Source organism: Terrimonas ferruginea DSM 30193 (assembly GCF_000425585.1).
GTDB classification, from domain to species: Bacteria; Bacteroidota; Bacteroidia; order Chitinophagales; family Chitinophagaceae; genus Terrimonas; species Terrimonas ferruginea.
Genome location: NZ_KE384398.1, coordinates 336521 through 352517 on the forward strand (window position 1 = coordinate 336521; position 15997 = coordinate 352517).

The following is a 15997-nucleotide window of genomic DNA, read 5'->3' on the forward strand; positions in this document are numbered from 1 at the left end:
TCCGGCAATAATAGTATTAATCCACAAACAATCGGTTTCACTTGGCTGGTATTTATCTTCATATTCCTTTCTGCAAACAGGCCTGTCACTATTGCAATTTTCATTTCAGTACTTCGCTGCATTACAAGCCCGAACTGGTGGCTGCGTTGCAGGAAGAGGCGCGGCTGGCGGCGGAACAATTTCCCTTTCCTCCCGGCGAAGCCGTTCACACCATCTATTTTGGCGGCGGCACGCCCAGTTTGCTCACCCTTGCCGAGCTTACGCAATTGCTGACTGCGGTCCGCGGCCACTTTAACGTAGATCCGGATGCAGAAATTACATTGGAAGTAAATCCGGATGATATTTCAGAGGAAAGATTGAAAGAATGGCGTGATGCAGGCATCAACCGCCTCAGCATCGGCGTACAGAGTTTTTTTGAAGAAGAACTTCGCTGGATGAACCGCGCACACACGGCCAAACAGGCACTCGAGCAGGTTAAAAAGGCCCGGGAATATTTCAACAACATCACCATCGATCTTATTTACGGAGGACCGGGACTTTCGGATGAACAATGGCACCAGGATCTTGAACAGGCCAAAGCGCTGAACATTCCCCATTTATCCTGTTATGCGTTAACGGTGGAACCGCAGACTCCGCTCAATAAAATGATCCGTGCCGGCAAAGTGCCGGATGTGGACCCCGATAAACAATCAAGGCATTTTCTTTACCTCATGCAATGGGCAAAAGAAAACGGTTACGAACATTATGAGATCTCCAACTTTGCGCGGCCGGGATATCGCAGCCGGCACAATTCCGCCTATTGGCAGGGCAAATCCTATATCGGGCTGGGGCCATCCGCACATTCGTTTGATGGAAAAAGCCGCTGGTGGAACATCGCCAATAACCAGGCCTATATCCGTTCGCTGCAGGAAGGACTTATTCCTTTCGAAAAAGAGGAACTAACCGGCGTACAACAACTGAATGAACGGATCATGATTGCCTTGCGCACCGCAGACGGGCTGGATCTTTCCCATATTCCTTCTTTGGAAAAAACGCAATTACTGAAAGCGGCACAACGCCATATCGATGCAGGACACCTGGTAGCGCAGGAGAACAAGTTACGCCTTACCGATGAAGGCCGTTTACTCGCGGATGGCATTGCTGCCGATCTTTTTTTCGAAGAAATCAAATAAGCGACTGCTCGATCTGGCGGAAACCTTCGGATGGTTTTACCTGGTTCCACACGATCTGGTACACCGTCTCTGCAATCGGCATTTCCGCACCTACTTTTCTGTTGATGTTATAAATGCATTTGGCGGCATGATAGCCTTCCGCCACCATGTTCATTTCCAATTGCGCTGCCTGTACGGAATAACCTTTGCCGATCATTTGTCCGAATGTGCGGTTGCGGCTAAACAATGAATAGCAGGTCACCAGCAGATCGCCGAGGTAGACCGACGCTGCATAGTTGGAGGATTTCCGATGTGTAACCGGATCTTCTTCTTCGTGCTCGCCCACCACAATGTGCTCGGCTCCGAATTTTTTCAGGAAACCGGCCATCTCATCGGCACAGTTGGCAATGAATACGCTGAGGAAATTATCCCCGTATTCGAGACCGCGCGCGATACCCGCGCCCAAGGCATAAATATTTTTCAGCACGGCAGCATACTGCACGCCCAGGATATCCCCGTTAACAACGGTATTGATGTAGGGAGTAGAGAAATGCGCGGCCAGTTGCCTTGTGGTGGTAAGGTCTACACCGGAGAAGGTGAGGTAGGATAATTTTTCGCCCGCCACTTCTTCTGCGTGGCAGGGACCGAGTACGGCAAAATAATCGGACAGTTGCACATCGAATTCACGCTCGAGGTATTCGTTGAGCAGAATGTCTTCGCCCGGGATCAGTCCTTTGATGGCGGATACGATTTTCTTGGCGGCCAGGTCTTCCGGTTTCAATGCAGCAAAGCTTTCGCGGATATAAGCCGACGGCACGCCAACGATCAGTGTGTTGGCCTGTGCAATGGCTTGCCCGATCTCCGGATATAAACTGAAGCGGGTTTTATCGAAATTGACGGAACTGAGATAATGCGGATTGTGTCCGCGTTGACGCATGTAGTCAATCGTTTCTGTGTTGCGGATCCACCAATGGATATGGTGGCCGTTATCGGTAAGGATTTTGGCGAGTGCTGTTGCCCAGCTACCGCCGCCGATGATAGCAAATGTGTGTGTCAACCCTGCAGAATTTGCCTGCAAGATACAAGATTACTTCTTGAAGAGTTCTTCCTTGGGCACCACTTTCACCTTCATGCCGTCTTTGAGTATTTCACTGATGGTGGTATAGGGCGCCGTTACGATCTGCTCCCCGCCTTTCAGTCCGGAAAGTATTTCGATATAGTTGGCATCCTGGATACCCGAGCGGACCACCTGTTTTTTAACCGAACCATCCTCCTGCACGGTGAACACCACTTCTTCCATGTCATCATCGGCGGTAGCGGGTGTCGCAGTGGTGCCATTGTCATCGGCTTTCGATTGTTCTTTTTCCTTTTTGCGGTCTTCCATGCTCTGGTCCGTGCCTTTGGTGCGCACGTTGACGGAAGCGATGGGAACGGCGAGTACATTGGCTACCCGTTTGGTTTTGATATCCGCATTGGCATTCATACCCGGGCGGAAAGGAAATTTCTTGGGGTTGGCCGGATCAACCAGGTCTTCATAAGAAGATTTATCCAGGCGTATTCTCACTTCGTAGTTCGTTACATCCGTGGTGGAAGTGCTGATGCCGGTGGCGCCGCTCTTGGTGCTGCTGGCAATCTGTGTAACGATGCCGCGGAACTTGCGGCGGTTGTAAGCGTCAACGGATACATCAGCCGAGTCGCCGATACTTACTTTTACGATATCATTTTCCCCCACGTCCACGCGCACTTCGAGCACAGACATATCGGCAACGGTCATCATTTCCGTACCGGCCATCTGCGCAGTACCTACCACGCGTTCTCCTTTTTTAATACTGAGTGAAGAGATGACGCCGTTCATCGGCGCCACGATGGTAGCGCGTTCGAGATTTTTATTGGCCGATGTCAATCCGGTTTGCGAAACGCGTACGCCGGCCTGCAGGCTGCGGATGTTTTCTTTCGCCGCTTCGTAGTTGGCGGTGGCGGTGCGCAAAGTGGTTTCATATTGCTCGAGTTCGGATTGCGAGATCACTTTTTCGTTGTAAAGTTTTTTATTACGGTCATATGCCTGGCGGGCCTGCGTTACGGAGGCATCGAGCGCCTGCAATGCGGCCTGGCTGTTGGCTACCGTGGCCTGCGACTGGCTTACGCGTGAAGCGGCTTCGTCGCGCTGCAGCGCAGTGATGTCGGCATAAATGCGTGCAAGCACCTGCCCTTTTTTCACACTGTCGCCTTCCTGCACGTTCAGGTCCGTTACCTCACCGGAAATATCCGGACTGATCTTTACTTCCACTTCGGGATAAATCTGCCCGCTGGCCGTCACCGTTTCCACGATGGTACGGCGCACTACTTTTTCAACCGCCACTTTCTGGCTGTTGTCTTTCGGGAAAAAAATTTTACTCCCAACAATGACAGCCAGCAATACAGCGGCAATGATCAGGATCCATTTCCAGGTCTTTTTCATCAGACGTTTTTTTCAATTATAATTTCAACCCCTGTCCTTTGTAAAACTCCAGCAGTTTCATCTTGAACACATAATCGTACTGAGCCGACAGCAGATTGATCCGCGCACGGAAAAAATTATTCTGGTTTGTAATCAGGTCGATGGAATTGAGCAGGCCGACATCAAATCGCTTGCGGGCAAATTCATACGCTTTCTGCGAGGTAGCCACCGCTTTCTGGCTCGCCTGAAACTTTTGCAGGGCCGCTACGGCATTCAGGTGTGCCTGGTAAATATCCTGCTTCAATGTTTGCCCGTCCAGCTCTTTCTGTAATTCAACCGACTCTACATTCAGCTTTGCTTTGCGCCAGTTGGTGCGGGCAATGCCTGCGTTAAAAATGGGAATATTCAGGCTTAAGCCAACCGACTGGCCAAAGTTGTTATTGATCTGGCGGAAATAAGTATTTTTTGAAAAAGTGGTCGGCACCAACCGTTCGTCGAGTGTGGTTACGATCTCACCCGTTGGTGTGCGGCCGATCGGCACAAACGTATTGGTGAAGGCCGAAGCGTACAATCTTTCCGCATTGGAATAACGTGTATCCAGTCCGCCGAACAAGGTAAGTGACGGGTACATGGCCGCCTTCTGCACCGATACATTTTTAATGGCGGCTTTCAGGTTGAGTTCGTTGATCTTTTGCTGCGGCATGTTCTTCACCGCAAGTTCGTATACGGCTGCGGGCTCCAGTTCGGAAAGCGTTTCCACCGGAATGCTTTCAACCGAAGGCTCTTCCACTTCAAACGGAACATCGGCTTCGATGTTGAGTAAGGCTTTTAATTGTAATACGGACAGGCCGTAATTAGCCTGCGCATTGATCAGTGTGGCACTGTCATTGGACAGTTGCGCTTCCATTTCCATCAGGTTCAATTCGGGCAATGCACCTTCCTTAACCTGCTTGCTTATGTTATCGACCTGCTCTTTACTTTGCTTTACCTGTACCTCGCTGATGTTGATCTGTTCGCGGCTCAGCAATATTTGCAGATAGGCATTGGCCACATTGAGTGCAATATCACTGCGTGCTTTCTCCACGCCGGCACGTGCCGCTTCCGCGCGATACGTGTTGGCAATGACGGTGTTTTTTTTACTGAACCAATTGAAAAGATCGAGTCCGATATTGAGGGAATGATTGGCAAAAAGAATTTCCGCCGTGGTAAACTGGTTGCTGGTAGGATCGATCGAGCGGCCGAACTGATAACCGCCGTTGTTCTGCATACTTGCCGAGGGCAGGCGGGCCAGCTTGCTTTGCTCCAGGGTAAGCGCGTCGATGCGGGCCTGTACATCAGCCTGGCGCACGGAGATACTTTTATCCATGGCATATTCCACGCACTGCCGCAGACTCCATTTCTGGGCCATTACCAGTGAGCTGCAACACAATAGCAGCAGCAGTTTTATCCCGCGTAACATCATGCAACAAAAATAACTGAAAAGATGGTCGGCCCTGTTGATTTTTGATAAGCGGGCTCAGATGGCGTCAAACGCCTGTTTCAGGTCGTTGATAAGATAGTCCGGTTCTTCCAGCCCTACGTATAGCCGCACCCATCGATGTTCAGGGTTGGATACGTCGAAATCTGCCGCCGGAATACCGGCACATTTAGGAATGACCAGGCTTTCATGCCCGCCCCAGCTTACCGCCATCAGGATATGTTTCAGCGCTTCGCAAAAACGGACAACCGATTCCCTGTCGGGCACATCCAGCTCGATGGTGATCAGCCCCAGCGCGGCTTTCATCTGTTTGCGGGCCAGTTCGTGCTGCGGGAAAGTGGGATCGAAGGGGAACAGGAGGTTTTTAACCCGCGGATGTTGTTGGAGAAAAGCCAGCACGGTTTGCGTGGAAGCTTCTACCCGTTGCAACCGCAATGGTAAGGTACGCAGGCCCCGCAGCAGTAACCAGGCATTAAAGGGTTGCAGTCCGCTGCCGATGGCCAGGAATTCCGTATCGAAGATCTTTTTAATGAGGGCGTGCGAACCGGTGAGCACACCACCTAGTGTATCGCTGTGTCCCCCGATGTATTTGGTGGCGGTCTGCATGGCCAGGTCGATGCCCATGCCGATCACGGGTTGGTACAAAGGCGTACAATAACTGTTATCGATCATCGTCACAATGCCCCGGCTTTTAGCGAAAGTGGCTACTTCTCCGATGGGTTGAATGGCATAGTTCCAGCTATTGGGTGATTCGAGGTAATAGAATTTTGTGTTGTCCTGCGTGGCATTTTTCCAGGAATCGACCGTGCCGCCATCGACATAGGTGGTGGTAATGCCGAAACGCGGTAAGATCAGGTCGAATAATTTACGCGCCCAACTATAGGGTTCTTTTACGGAAACGATGTGATCACCGGAACTGACGAAAGGCAGCACGCCGGCAAAAATGGCGGCGGCGCCGCTGTTGAGCACGAGGCAATCTTCTGCTCCGTCGAGTGCCGCCAGTTTTTTGCGAAGAATGTCGATCGTTGGATTGCGTCCCCTGCTGTAAACATAGCCACTCATCTCGTCGGCAAACACTTTTTCCATGTCTGCTACTTTATCAAAAGCAAAATTACTGGCCTGTGCAATGGGCGGTGCTACGGTATTGAAGTAAAGCGAGCGGTCTTCGCCGAGTTCATTGATGATTGATGAAAGATCCATGGGGTTGATCAGTTGTTTTCAGCCGGCTTGCGGTTGAGCCGCCTGCTCAGCAGGTAAAGAGGATAAAATCCGAAGAACAAAAGTAAGCCGTATCCCGTACCCGAAGGATCTTTGATCGCACAACTTATGGCTACAAAAATATAAGCAAGGATATAAATAACGGGCATCAGCGGGTACAACTTCATTTTATAAATGCCGGTGCCATCGAGATGTTTTGTTTTTTTCCGTAAAATAAAAATGGAACCTACCGCGGTGGCCAGCCCGATGGAATCGAGAAAGATCACCCAGTTGACGATGGTATCAAATGATTCGGCAAAAAAAAGCGTGATGACCGCCACTGCTGCAAATACGGGCAAAGCCACGGTCAGCACGTGAGTGCGCTCATTCGTTTTCTTTAAAAAAGAGGGCAACACTTTTTCATCGGCCATGGCATACATCACGCGCGGGTTACTCATCAGGCCGATGTTGACATAAGCCAGCACCGCAAAAAAAAGCAGCCCGCTCATGATCGTATAACCGGTAGGGCCTACCATTTGTTGCACATGCCGCGCGGCCAGGTCATTTTTGGACGGAAGGCCCGCATCATTATACACAATACCATCAAAACCCAATACATGGTAATAGGCAAGATTGGTCAGGAAATAAAGTGTAACGATGATCCCGATACCCCAGAAGATGGAGCGCGGAATAGTGCGTTGCGGATTGTTTACTTCACCGCCGAAATTGATCGTTTGCTGATAGCCGCCGTAGGTGAACGATACGGCGATCAATGCGGCGCCAAACATTTTGATGGTATCCCAGGCGCCCGAAGGGGCAGTAAGACGCGAAGTGGTAGTTGGTTCGGCACCGGGCCAGAACAATCCGGCGCAAATAAATAAGACGATGCCGATCTTGATCACCATGAGTATATTCTGCGTGCGCACGCTCATGCGGAAGCCGAGGTAATTGACAAAGAAAAAAACGATCACGGCTGCAAGTGCTACAATCTGTACCACATTATCCGTTTGCCATTGCTGCGGCAAAATACCTTTGAGATAACCGGCGCCGATCAACGCCACTGCGCTTACCGATGCAGCATTGGAGATCAGGATAATGCAATTGATCATGAACGCCAGCGCGGGGTGGTAACAATAAGAATAAATTTTGTAGAACCCGCCCATCACCGGGTAGCGGCTGCCGATCTCGGCAAAAGTAAGCGCACCGAATAAGGCGATGAGGCCACCAAACAACCAGGCCGCAAAAAAGATCCAGGGACTTTGCGCTTCCATTGCCACATTGAAGGAACTGCGGAAGATGCCCATGCCGATAACAAGACTGACCACGATCATGGTCAGGTCGAAACGGCTCAGCTTATTTTTGGATGTCATGCAATGAAGATACCAAAACGAAGCATTCGCCGCACAGCGTCCATTAATTTCCTGCGGGCGTGTAAGGCTAAGGTAAAAGGCGTAGGGTGTAAGGCGTAAGGTGTAAGGTTGTACATCCTCATCATGGTTCGTGATTCACTATTCACCATTCACTATTCACTTATTCACCATTGACAATTCACGCCGAGACTTCAGGACTGAATTTTTGAATTTTGACTTAGTAAGTCGGACAGCCATACATATTCTTCTTCCCTATCCGGTAAACCACTCCCACTGTATGACTATAAAAATGATCATTGCGTGATGGATTGGCGGAGCGGCTGAACCCATCGATATAATCGGAAGATGTGATGCGGTAATTTGTTTCGAGGCTTACCCCCCACCTGTCGTTTAAATAATACCGTGCGCCTACACTCACGGGAATGGTGACCACACCGCGTGGAGGTGAAGTGGCGGCATCTTCCGCAAGGCGCGGCATCAGGTCAGACTCCGCGCCGAAATAAGCCACATTCATCCGGCTGTAATCGCGTTTTACATGCAAAAAAGAATAACCGATACCGGCCGATATATAAGGAGAAAAACCTCTCTCCCGGTAGTTGGTGCCAAGCGGTGCCCATTCGCCCTGGACAGCCACTTCGGCAACGGGTGATTGAAAATAGAAATTGCGTTCGCGGCGGTATTCGGGATGTGCATAGCGTGAATCATCGCCCTGCAGTGCACCAAAACTGAATACTCCTTTCAGCGAAAGAGAACGGCTGAATAACTTAGCGGCGGTTAATTGTAAGGCAGGCTTTGCGGTACGGTAAGAACCGATATCCGACGGTGTAAGATCGCCCTGGTAAATGAACGCTCCGGCGGAAACGCCGAGTTGAAAGCGGGGCACATTGCTGAGCTGCGCGTGTGAGGCCGTGCCGGATACAGCCAGACATAAGATGGCTGCTCCGCTGAAGATGTTTTTCATTGGTGTGTGTTTTTGCCAGTAAAAAGGAATGAAGCAGCAGTTGGTGAGAATAAGGCCAAAGGTCAACGTGCAATCACATAACGCGCTATCCGCTTTTTCATTTCGGACGGACTGTTAAAAAAATGTGAGAGCCTATAAGTCGCGGTAACGTTTCCATTCATCGACCACGTTGGTATAACTATCACTGACAGGCAGTTCTTCACCGGACATTAATCGCAGTTTGCGTCCCTGTATACCACTGATATGATCGAAAGCCACGATATAGCTGCGGTGAATACGCCTGAAACGGTCGGCAGGTAATTTTTCCAGGATGGACTTAAGCGTCATCAACGTGAGTACGGGCTTGTCGTTGTCACGGTGTACGCGTACATAATCTTCCATGCTTTCCAGGTAGCGGATGGAAGCAAAAGGAATTTTCAACAATTGATAACCGGCATAAACAAAGAGGCTGTCATCTGCATCCGACAGCGCGCGGCGGCGGTAGTGATCAAACTCCCGCGCTTTGCGTACAGCGCGCGAAAACCGTTCGAAGCTGATCGGCTTTACGAGGTAATCCACCGCATCCAGTTCAAACCCTTCGAAAGCAAACTGCCGGTAGGCCGTGGTAAAAATGATCATCGGTTTTTTTTCGAGTGCCCGCACCACGGCGAGACCATTTACATCGGGCATGTTGATATCGATGAAAAGCAGGTCTATCCCGTTATTGCGGATAAACTCGCTACCCGCAACCGCATCTTCAAATGTTTGTATCAACTGCAAGCCGTCGACACGACTTACATACTCGCGGATCAATTGCAAGGCAAGCGGCTCATCATCTATGGCAACACACTTCAGGGGCATGGGCATTAGTTTACGCTAGCGATCCGGGTACCGGCAATTCGAGATCTACCACAAATCTTCCGTTTTGTTCTCCAACCGACAAAGTATATTGGTGTTGATAAAGATGTTGGAGACGCTGTCTTGTGTTCTCGATTCCGATACCGGTGCTTACCTGTTCTTTTTTATCGGGGAAAAGCGGATTGTCTGTATGAAAAAATAACCGGTTGTCCTTCACCTCTATGCTGATCGTGATCACGGAGGCCTGTTGTTTACTTACGCCATACTTGAATACGTTTTCCACAAAAGCGACAAGGATCAGCGGGACAATACGTTTACCGGCCACCTCGCCTGCCGTGATCAACCGCACTTCTGTATTGGCGCCCAGCCTGAGTTTTTGCAGATCGATATAGTCGCGCAGGAAATCCAGTTCATCTTCGAGCCATACAAAATCTGCGCGCACATCATCGGTGAGGTAGCGCATGATGTTGGAAAGTTTCATGACGCTGAGTGCGGTGTGTTCGCTACCCGTAACGGCGAGGGAATAAATATTATTGAGTGTGTTGAAAAGAAAATGAGGGTTGATTTGTGCTTTGAGAAACGACAGCTCGGCATTGGCGCGGTCGGCTTCGGCTTGTAGCATTTTTTTCTCCGTAATCCGCCATTGGCGGATGATACAGATTGCGAGGCCGAGTGACCATACGGCCAGAAACAAAATGGTGCTGACGATATCGGTTTTTCCGGGTCGTCTGTTTTGCGGCGGCTCGTTGCGCGACGGCATTTGCGGCCCCGGTTTGTTTTCCCATTGCGGTGGTGGTGGGGCCGGCATCTGGCCTGGTGGAGGTCCGGGCATATCGGCACGTTCGTTCCGGTTAATGGTCATCAGCTTGTCGAACGGTTTAAAATACATGATGGCGGCCAGTAGTCCCACAGACACAAGTGCATACAGTATATATTTTCCCCGTAAATAAATAAAAGGGATGAGTACAAATGTGTTCAGGTAAAAAAGAAGCAGGTACAGCAAACTGAAGCCCAGGAAGCTTTTGGAAAAAAGCATACCGGGCCATGCGTCTTGTCCTGTGCCGTTAACAAAACCGGCAACGAGACTGAAGAAAAATAACCAGCCGGCGATATGCGCTGATATGGTAAGCCACGAACGTTTCATGTGGAGTAAAGAAAGATAATTAAAAACAGTGAGCCGGGAAGGTGTCGGTGAAAAAAGCAATTGTCGCGATGAACGGTGAATCGTCATCCCTTCGCCTTGGTTCGTGTATACACGAACCAAGGCGAAGATGTACAACCTTAAGCCTTACACCTTACGCCTAATGCCTTACACCTATTACTTAAAACTTATTACTTAATACTCATTACTCCCTACATTTGCAGCGATGACGGTTCCGCCAGACGGCGGATTAAAAGGGAAGTCCGGTGAGAATCCGGCGCTATCCCCGTAGCTGTAAGCCTTATGGGACCACAAGTCCCGGTAACCGGTTTCTTACGCCACTGTCCGCCGAAGGCGGACGGGAAGGCAACCAAGTTAAAGGCGAGCCAGAAGACCTGCCTCCATCATTTCATTGCTGAGCTTTCGGGTGAAAGGCTGGCAGGGTTTATCCGCTTTGCCGGTACGCTTCTGCTGTTTTTTACCTTTTTGTTTTTATTCATGATCCCGCTTACCAGGTATATCGCCAATATGGGCCGCATGGCTGTTGTTGTAATCCTTGCAGGATTAATCACCACCTATGCCTCAGCCCAAGCGCCTGACACCCTGAGCCCGGTGAATGTTACGGGCACCGTCCGCGCAGACACGGTATTGACCACCGTGCTGGTGCAGCGGTTTGATAAAAAAGAATGGATACAATTCAACAGCCTGTCGGTAGCTGACGTCGTTCGCTTTTTTGCCGGCACATTGGTAAAGGACTATGGCGGAATAGGCGGACTGAAAACGGTATCCGTTCGAAGTATCGGCGCTTCACATACCGGTATTTTATATGACGGGGTACCGATGAGTGACGCGCAGGGCGGACAGATCGATCTGGGAAAAATCTCCCTGGACAACCTGCGCGAAGTAGTGTTGTTCAACAGCCAGCCACCTGCTTTATTGCAACCGGCGCGCGCTTACGCAAGTGCTGCCGTATTATCCTTGAGAACTTCCGGCGATCAGGCCGATTCAACCAGCGCAACCGCGGGTATCCGGGCAGGCTCCTGGGGTTTCTTCAATCCTTCGCTTACCTTGCGGCATAAAGCGAACAAACATTTTTCCCAATCACTCAACGGCGAATGGCAGCAGGCAGACGGAAGTTACCGCTTCGATGCCTACGAACAGGATGGCTCCCGCGCTAAACGAAACAATACCGATATCAAAGCGCTGCGTGCAGAATACGACGCCACCTATCGCTTTAATTATACCAGCCGCATCAACTTCAAAGCCTATTATTACTCCTCCCACCGCGGACTTCCCGGCGAAGTGATCCTATACAATACGCGCAGCCGGCAGCGTCTCGAGGACCAGATATTTTTTGCACAGGCCGGATGGCAGAAAAGAATTGCGCTGAAAAGCCGCATGGCCATCAATGCGAAATACCAATATTATTACAACCGCTATACAGATCCTGATTTTCTGAATGCGCAACGTTTCCTTGAAAACCGTTTCTTTCAACGCGAAGGATATTTATCTGCCGCTTACACCTACGAATTCAATCATATCCTGTCGGCGGCCTACGCAAGTGATTTCACCTTTTCCTCCCTCCGCCGCAGCGATGCCTACACCGAAAATTTTCCCAGCCCCGATCGCCATCATTTCCTGAACAATGCAACACTTAAAGCCAGGTGGGATCGTCTGGACATACAGGGAAACATCCTGCATACTTACCTGCAGGACCGCGTAAAAGCAGGCAATACGCCACGGATATTGAGAGCCTACACACCTGCCATAGCGGCCAGTTATCAACCCGTTGCCGCATGGCCGATGCGTGTCCGTTTTTTTTATAAAGAAATTTTCCGCGTACCTACTTTCAACGACCGCTATTATACATTAGTAGGCAATACCAATCTGCGTCCCGAATATGTGCGGCAATACAACCTGGGTGTGGCATGGGCCAGCCGCGATTTTTCCAACCGTTTTACCTGGTCTGCGAGTGTAGATGCCTACTATAATTATGTCCGCGACAAGATCGTGGCCGTGCCGCGTCAGAACTTATTTCAATGGACCATGCTCAACGTAGGCACCGCAGATATCCGCGGCATTGATGCCGTGCTTTATGGAAATAAAAAATGGAATGAACACTGGCGTACTTCTGTCCGGCTGAGTTATTCCTATCAGCGTACCCTGGATATCACCAATCCATCTTCACCGCTTTACAAAACGCCGTTGCCTTACGCACCCGCGCACAGCGGCTCGGGCAATGTGAGTGTTTATTACGGTAAATACACATTGGGATATAACCTGCTGCTCTCTTCCTATCGTTACAGGCAGGGAGAACCGATCCGCGAGAATATGGTGGAAGGCTTCCTGATCCATGATGTGTCGCTTGCACGCACATTCGCTTATCGTGGTCAGCAACGTATACGTGCCATTGCAGAAGTCAACAATCTTTTTAATACAAACTATGAAGTGATCCGCTACTACCCGATGCCCGGCTTGCAATTCCGGGCGGGCGTGTCAGTGGACTTTTAATCAAAAAATGAATAACGCGAAATACATGAAAAAGAAAAATCTACTCCCATGGACGCTGGCCCTGATGGTGCTGGCAGCTTCCTGCTCTAAAGACGATGTAAATCCCGGCGGCCCGGTTCTTTCCCCGGCGCAAGGTGTGTATGTACTGAGTGAAGGCAGCTCTAACAATGCCACACTCGGCTATTATTCTCTCAGCAGCAACACACTTACGGGTAATTTTTACCAACAGCAAAATCCAACGCAGGCCGGCCTCGGCAGCATCGGCAATGACATGACCATCTACGGAAGCAAACTCTACATTGTAGTGAATGTGTCAAGTGATGTGGTAGTAGTGAATGCAGCTACCGGAACCTTTATCAAACGTATTGCCTTCAAAGAAGGCAGCACCAACAAAGAGCCCCGCTATGCAGTAGGTGCCAAAGGAAAAGTATTTGTAAGCTGCTACGACGGAACCGTTGCCGTGATAGACACAACCAGTCTCAACATTGCCACCAGCATCCGGGTAGGCACCAATCCCGAAGAAATGGCGCTGAGCGGCGACAACCTGTATGTAGCCAACTCCGGCGGCCTCAACTTTCCCAACTACGACTCCACACTGTCTGTGGTAAACGTTAATTCGCTGACCGAAATAACCAAAATCAAAGTAGGGATCAACCCGCAAAGCGTAACAGCCGATGATCAGGGATTTGTTTATGTAAGCTGCACCGGCAACTACGGTAGTATACCGGCCAGACTGGTGAAAGTAAAAATATCGGACCGCTCGATTGCCAAAACTGCAGATACGGCAGCAGGACGTATACGTTATTACGACAACAAGTTGTGGGTAACCGGCGGTTACATTGGTTTGCCTTATGTACGTACGTTGAGCACCGCGGATTTCTCCCAGACACGTGCAAATTTTGTAACAGATGGTACCGCCATTGCCACACCTTATGGTCTTGACATTGATAAGCAAAATGGCGACGTATATGTAACGGATGCACGTGACTATGTATCATCCGGGCAATTGCTTTGTTTCGATAAAACGGGCAGGAAGAAATTCGCCGTTAATACTACTCCGGGCGTGATTCCAACAAAAGTGGCATTTAACCGTTAAATGTATAAATGAGTTGCCACGAACAAAAAAAATGCCCGCGTTGCGGAAATGCATTTGAATGTAAACCGGGAAACATTACCGAATGCCAATGCTTTGGTATTGTATTGTCCGATGAGCAGCGTTCGTGGATCGAACAAAAATACAGCGACTGCCTGTGTCGTCCCTGCCTTCAGCACCTGCAACAACAGGTGAACCTGTTCCGGGAGAAACACGGGTTATAAAGTCAAAATTCAAAAGTTAAAAAGCCCTGGTTTATGGCGTAGAAACAACCGTGGTTCGTGTATACACGAACCACGGTTGTTTTGCCTATAACTTATTACTTAAAACTTATAACTGGTCACTGATCAGGATCCAACTGCATAAACTCCCGCTTCACAGCCTTGAGCATACTGAACAATTGCGCCACCTGGATTGCCAGCATTACTACCAGTGCTAATAATACGTACCAGGGCAGGGAAATTTTTTCTATGCCGGTCACATGCTGAAACTGTTCGAGATGCCAGCCGGCGAGTGCTGCACCGAATGCCATTCCCACTAATAAAAAAGATAACAGGGAATAGATCACTTTCATGAACATGATCCGCATGGTAGAGTAGCCGATCTTGAAATTTTCAAAGATGGCTGCGGGAATAATCAGTACCAACGTCACCCAGCTCCAGTTGCTGCGAAACCAGCCATCACTGAGCGTGAGGTTCAACGTAAGCATTAATACAATAGATAATAAGCCCCAGGGAAATAACAGAAAAGCTGAGGGCTTGCCAGAGGTTTGCGCCATGGTAATGGTTTTATCAGTAAGATAAGAAAAACCTGTCACCGGGCATTGCGGTCCTTTAGGACACTTCTCCTTTTTTGATACGGTCCAGCAGCGACGATGCCCGCTCCTGCAAACCGGCAGCATCCGGCAGTGCCGGGCTTTTCCAAGCGGCACCGACTACCGTCGCCGTATGCCGGAGCACGGGATCATCCGCGAGCATTTGCTGCAGTGTTTCTTTTTCGCTGGCGGAGGCTTCTCCGCTCAGGTGTCGGGCAAGTAGTTGCCAGAAGGGGTTGTTTTCTTCCATGAACAGGGGCATGAGAACAGCTTCCGATTAAAGCTATCTTCCGTCAAACGTGTGGATGCTGATTTAGTTACAGCCCATGCATCATAAAAAATTAACATATAAACCAGGTGAACCATCTTTCCAACCCGTTGTTTTTTAACATAGATCATCATGCAGTCCGTCCAGGGTGACGAATTTTGCAGCTTAAACCGGATAAAGAATGGAATTCAGCAATTACCTGAAATATTTCGAAGAAATTTTGCTCCTTCCCGAGCCATTGCCGCCTTATGATAATCCCGCTTACCTGGATTATACGCGCCTGAACTGGTCGCGTATGAACCGTTGGCTGAAACATGGCGTGTTGCTGCCGGAAGTGGAAGAAGCCATGGCGGCCATAAAGGAACCCCGTCACTGGATCATCATCACCGAGCCGTGGTGCGGCGATGCGGCACACAGCGTTCCTTTCATTGAACGGATGGCCGCACTGAACCCGCTCGTGACCACGAGTTATGAGCTCCGCGATTCGCCGCCTTTCCTGATTGAAAAATACCTCACGGGCACGAGTAAATCCATTCCGAAACTGATCATCCGCAATGCGGCAGGTGAAGATCTGGCAACCTGGGGTCCCCGCCCGGCAGATTGCCAGGTATTGTATCAGCAATTGATCGATGAAAAGGCAGACTTCGAAACAGTGAAAACTGCCCTGCAGCAATGGTACAATAAAGACCACGGACGACAACAACAGCAGGAATTGCTTCCGCTGATCAGCCTTTGATCAT

15 protein-coding genes and 1 riboswitch are annotated in these 15997 nt (G+C 49.8%); of the genes, 5 read left to right on the plus strand and 10 right to left on the minus strand.

Annotated elements, in window-relative coordinates:
• Nucleotides 1-41: 41 nt before the first annotated feature.
• On the plus strand, nucleotides 42-1172 hold the full coding sequence (hemW, locus tag H608_RS0113575; protein ID WP_028788156.1) for a radical SAM family heme chaperone HemW: 1131 nt from the start codon (nucleotides 42-44) through the stop codon (nucleotides 1170-1172).
• Here the strand turns inward: hemW and H608_RS0113580 are convergent.
• The 8 genes from H608_RS0113580 to H608_RS23725 form a co-directional block, all read right to left on the minus strand.
• Nucleotides 1165-2229 (minus strand): NAD(P)H-dependent glycerol-3-phosphate dehydrogenase, encoded by a 1065-nt coding sequence (locus H608_RS0113580; protein ID WP_245565762.1) that lies wholly within the window; start codon nucleotides 2227-2229, stop codon nucleotides 1165-1167. The two genes, hemW and H608_RS0113580, sit on opposite strands and share 8 nt — an antisense overlap.
• A gap of 9 nt (nucleotides 2230-2238) precedes the next feature.
• Nucleotides 2239-3609 carry an efflux RND transporter periplasmic adaptor subunit gene (locus H608_RS0113585; protein WP_028788158.1) on the minus strand — a complete coding sequence of 457 codons (1371 nt, stop codon included), beginning with the start codon at nucleotides 3607-3609 and terminating at the stop codon, nucleotides 2239-2241.
• Between the two features lie 16 nt (nucleotides 3610-3625).
• Nucleotides 3626-5050, minus strand: coding sequence for a TolC family protein (locus H608_RS0113590; protein ID WP_245565763.1), 1425 nt, complete (start codon nucleotides 5048-5050; stop codon nucleotides 3626-3628).
• Nucleotides 5051-5104: 54 nt separating this feature from the next.
• Entirely contained in the window at nucleotides 5105-6265 is a 1161-nt protein-coding gene (locus H608_RS0113595; RefSeq protein ID WP_028788160.1) for a trans-sulfuration enzyme family protein, read from the minus strand.
• A gap of 8 nt (nucleotides 6266-6273) precedes the next feature.
• A complete protein-coding gene (locus tag H608_RS0113600; protein WP_028788161.1) occupies nucleotides 6274-7632 on the minus strand; it encodes an APC family permease in 1359 nt (452 codons plus the stop codon).
• Between the two features lie 217 nt (nucleotides 7633-7849).
• On the minus strand, nucleotides 7850-8593 hold the full coding sequence (locus H608_RS0113605) for a DUF6089 family protein (RefSeq protein WP_028788162.1): 744 nt from the start codon (nucleotides 8591-8593) through the stop codon (nucleotides 7850-7852).
• Between the two features lie 132 nt (nucleotides 8594-8725).
• Entirely contained in the window at nucleotides 8726-9433 is a 708-nt protein-coding gene (locus H608_RS0113610; RefSeq protein ID WP_051268350.1) for a LytR/AlgR family response regulator transcription factor, read from the minus strand.
• 10 nt (nucleotides 9434-9443) lie between these two features.
• On the minus strand, nucleotides 9444-10574 hold the full coding sequence (locus tag H608_RS23725; protein ID WP_051268318.1) for a sensor histidine kinase: 1131 nt from the start codon (nucleotides 10572-10574) through the stop codon (nucleotides 9444-9446).
• Between the two features lie 210 nt (nucleotides 10575-10784).
• A riboswitch (cobalamin riboswitch) is annotated at nucleotides 10785-10988 on the plus strand.
• 120 nt (nucleotides 10989-11108) lie between these two features.
• Here H608_RS23725 and H608_RS24135 point away from each other — a divergent pair.
• Genes H608_RS24135 through H608_RS24140 form a run of 3 tightly spaced genes read left to right on the plus strand, consistent with a single transcriptional unit; the run spans nucleotide 11109 to nucleotide 14399 of the window.
• Complete coding sequence (locus H608_RS24135) at nucleotides 11109-13082, plus strand: TonB-dependent receptor plug domain-containing protein (protein ID WP_162142882.1); 1974 nt, start codon at nucleotides 11109-11111, stop codon at nucleotides 13080-13082.
• 25 nt (nucleotides 13083-13107) lie between these two features.
• Entirely contained in the window at nucleotides 13108-14178 is a 1071-nt protein-coding gene (locus H608_RS0113625; protein WP_028788164.1) for a DUF5074 domain-containing protein, read from the plus strand.
• 8 nt (nucleotides 14179-14186) lie between these two features.
• A complete protein-coding gene (locus H608_RS24140) occupies nucleotides 14187-14399 on the plus strand; it encodes a cysteine-rich CWC family protein (protein WP_071836956.1) in 213 nt (70 codons plus the stop codon).
• A gap of 116 nt (nucleotides 14400-14515) precedes the next feature.
• Here the strand turns inward: H608_RS24140 and H608_RS0113635 are convergent, their stop codons facing one another.
• Both H608_RS0113635 and H608_RS0113640 read right to left on the minus strand, forming a co-directional pair.
• Entirely contained in the window at nucleotides 14516-14953 is a 438-nt protein-coding gene (locus H608_RS0113635) for a hypothetical protein (protein WP_028788166.1), read from the minus strand.
• A gap of 55 nt (nucleotides 14954-15008) precedes the next feature.
• Complete coding sequence (locus tag H608_RS0113640) at nucleotides 15009-15251, minus strand: hypothetical protein (protein ID WP_028788167.1); 243 nt, start codon at nucleotides 15249-15251, stop codon at nucleotides 15009-15011.
• A gap of 187 nt (nucleotides 15252-15438) precedes the next feature.
• Here H608_RS0113640 and H608_RS0113645 point away from each other — a divergent pair, with 187 nt between their 5' ends.
• Nucleotides 15439-15993: a thioredoxin family protein gene (locus tag H608_RS0113645; RefSeq protein ID WP_028788168.1), complete on the plus strand. Its 555-nt coding sequence runs from the start codon at nucleotides 15439-15441 to the stop codon at nucleotides 15991-15993.
• Nucleotides 15994-15997: the final 4 nt, after the last annotated feature.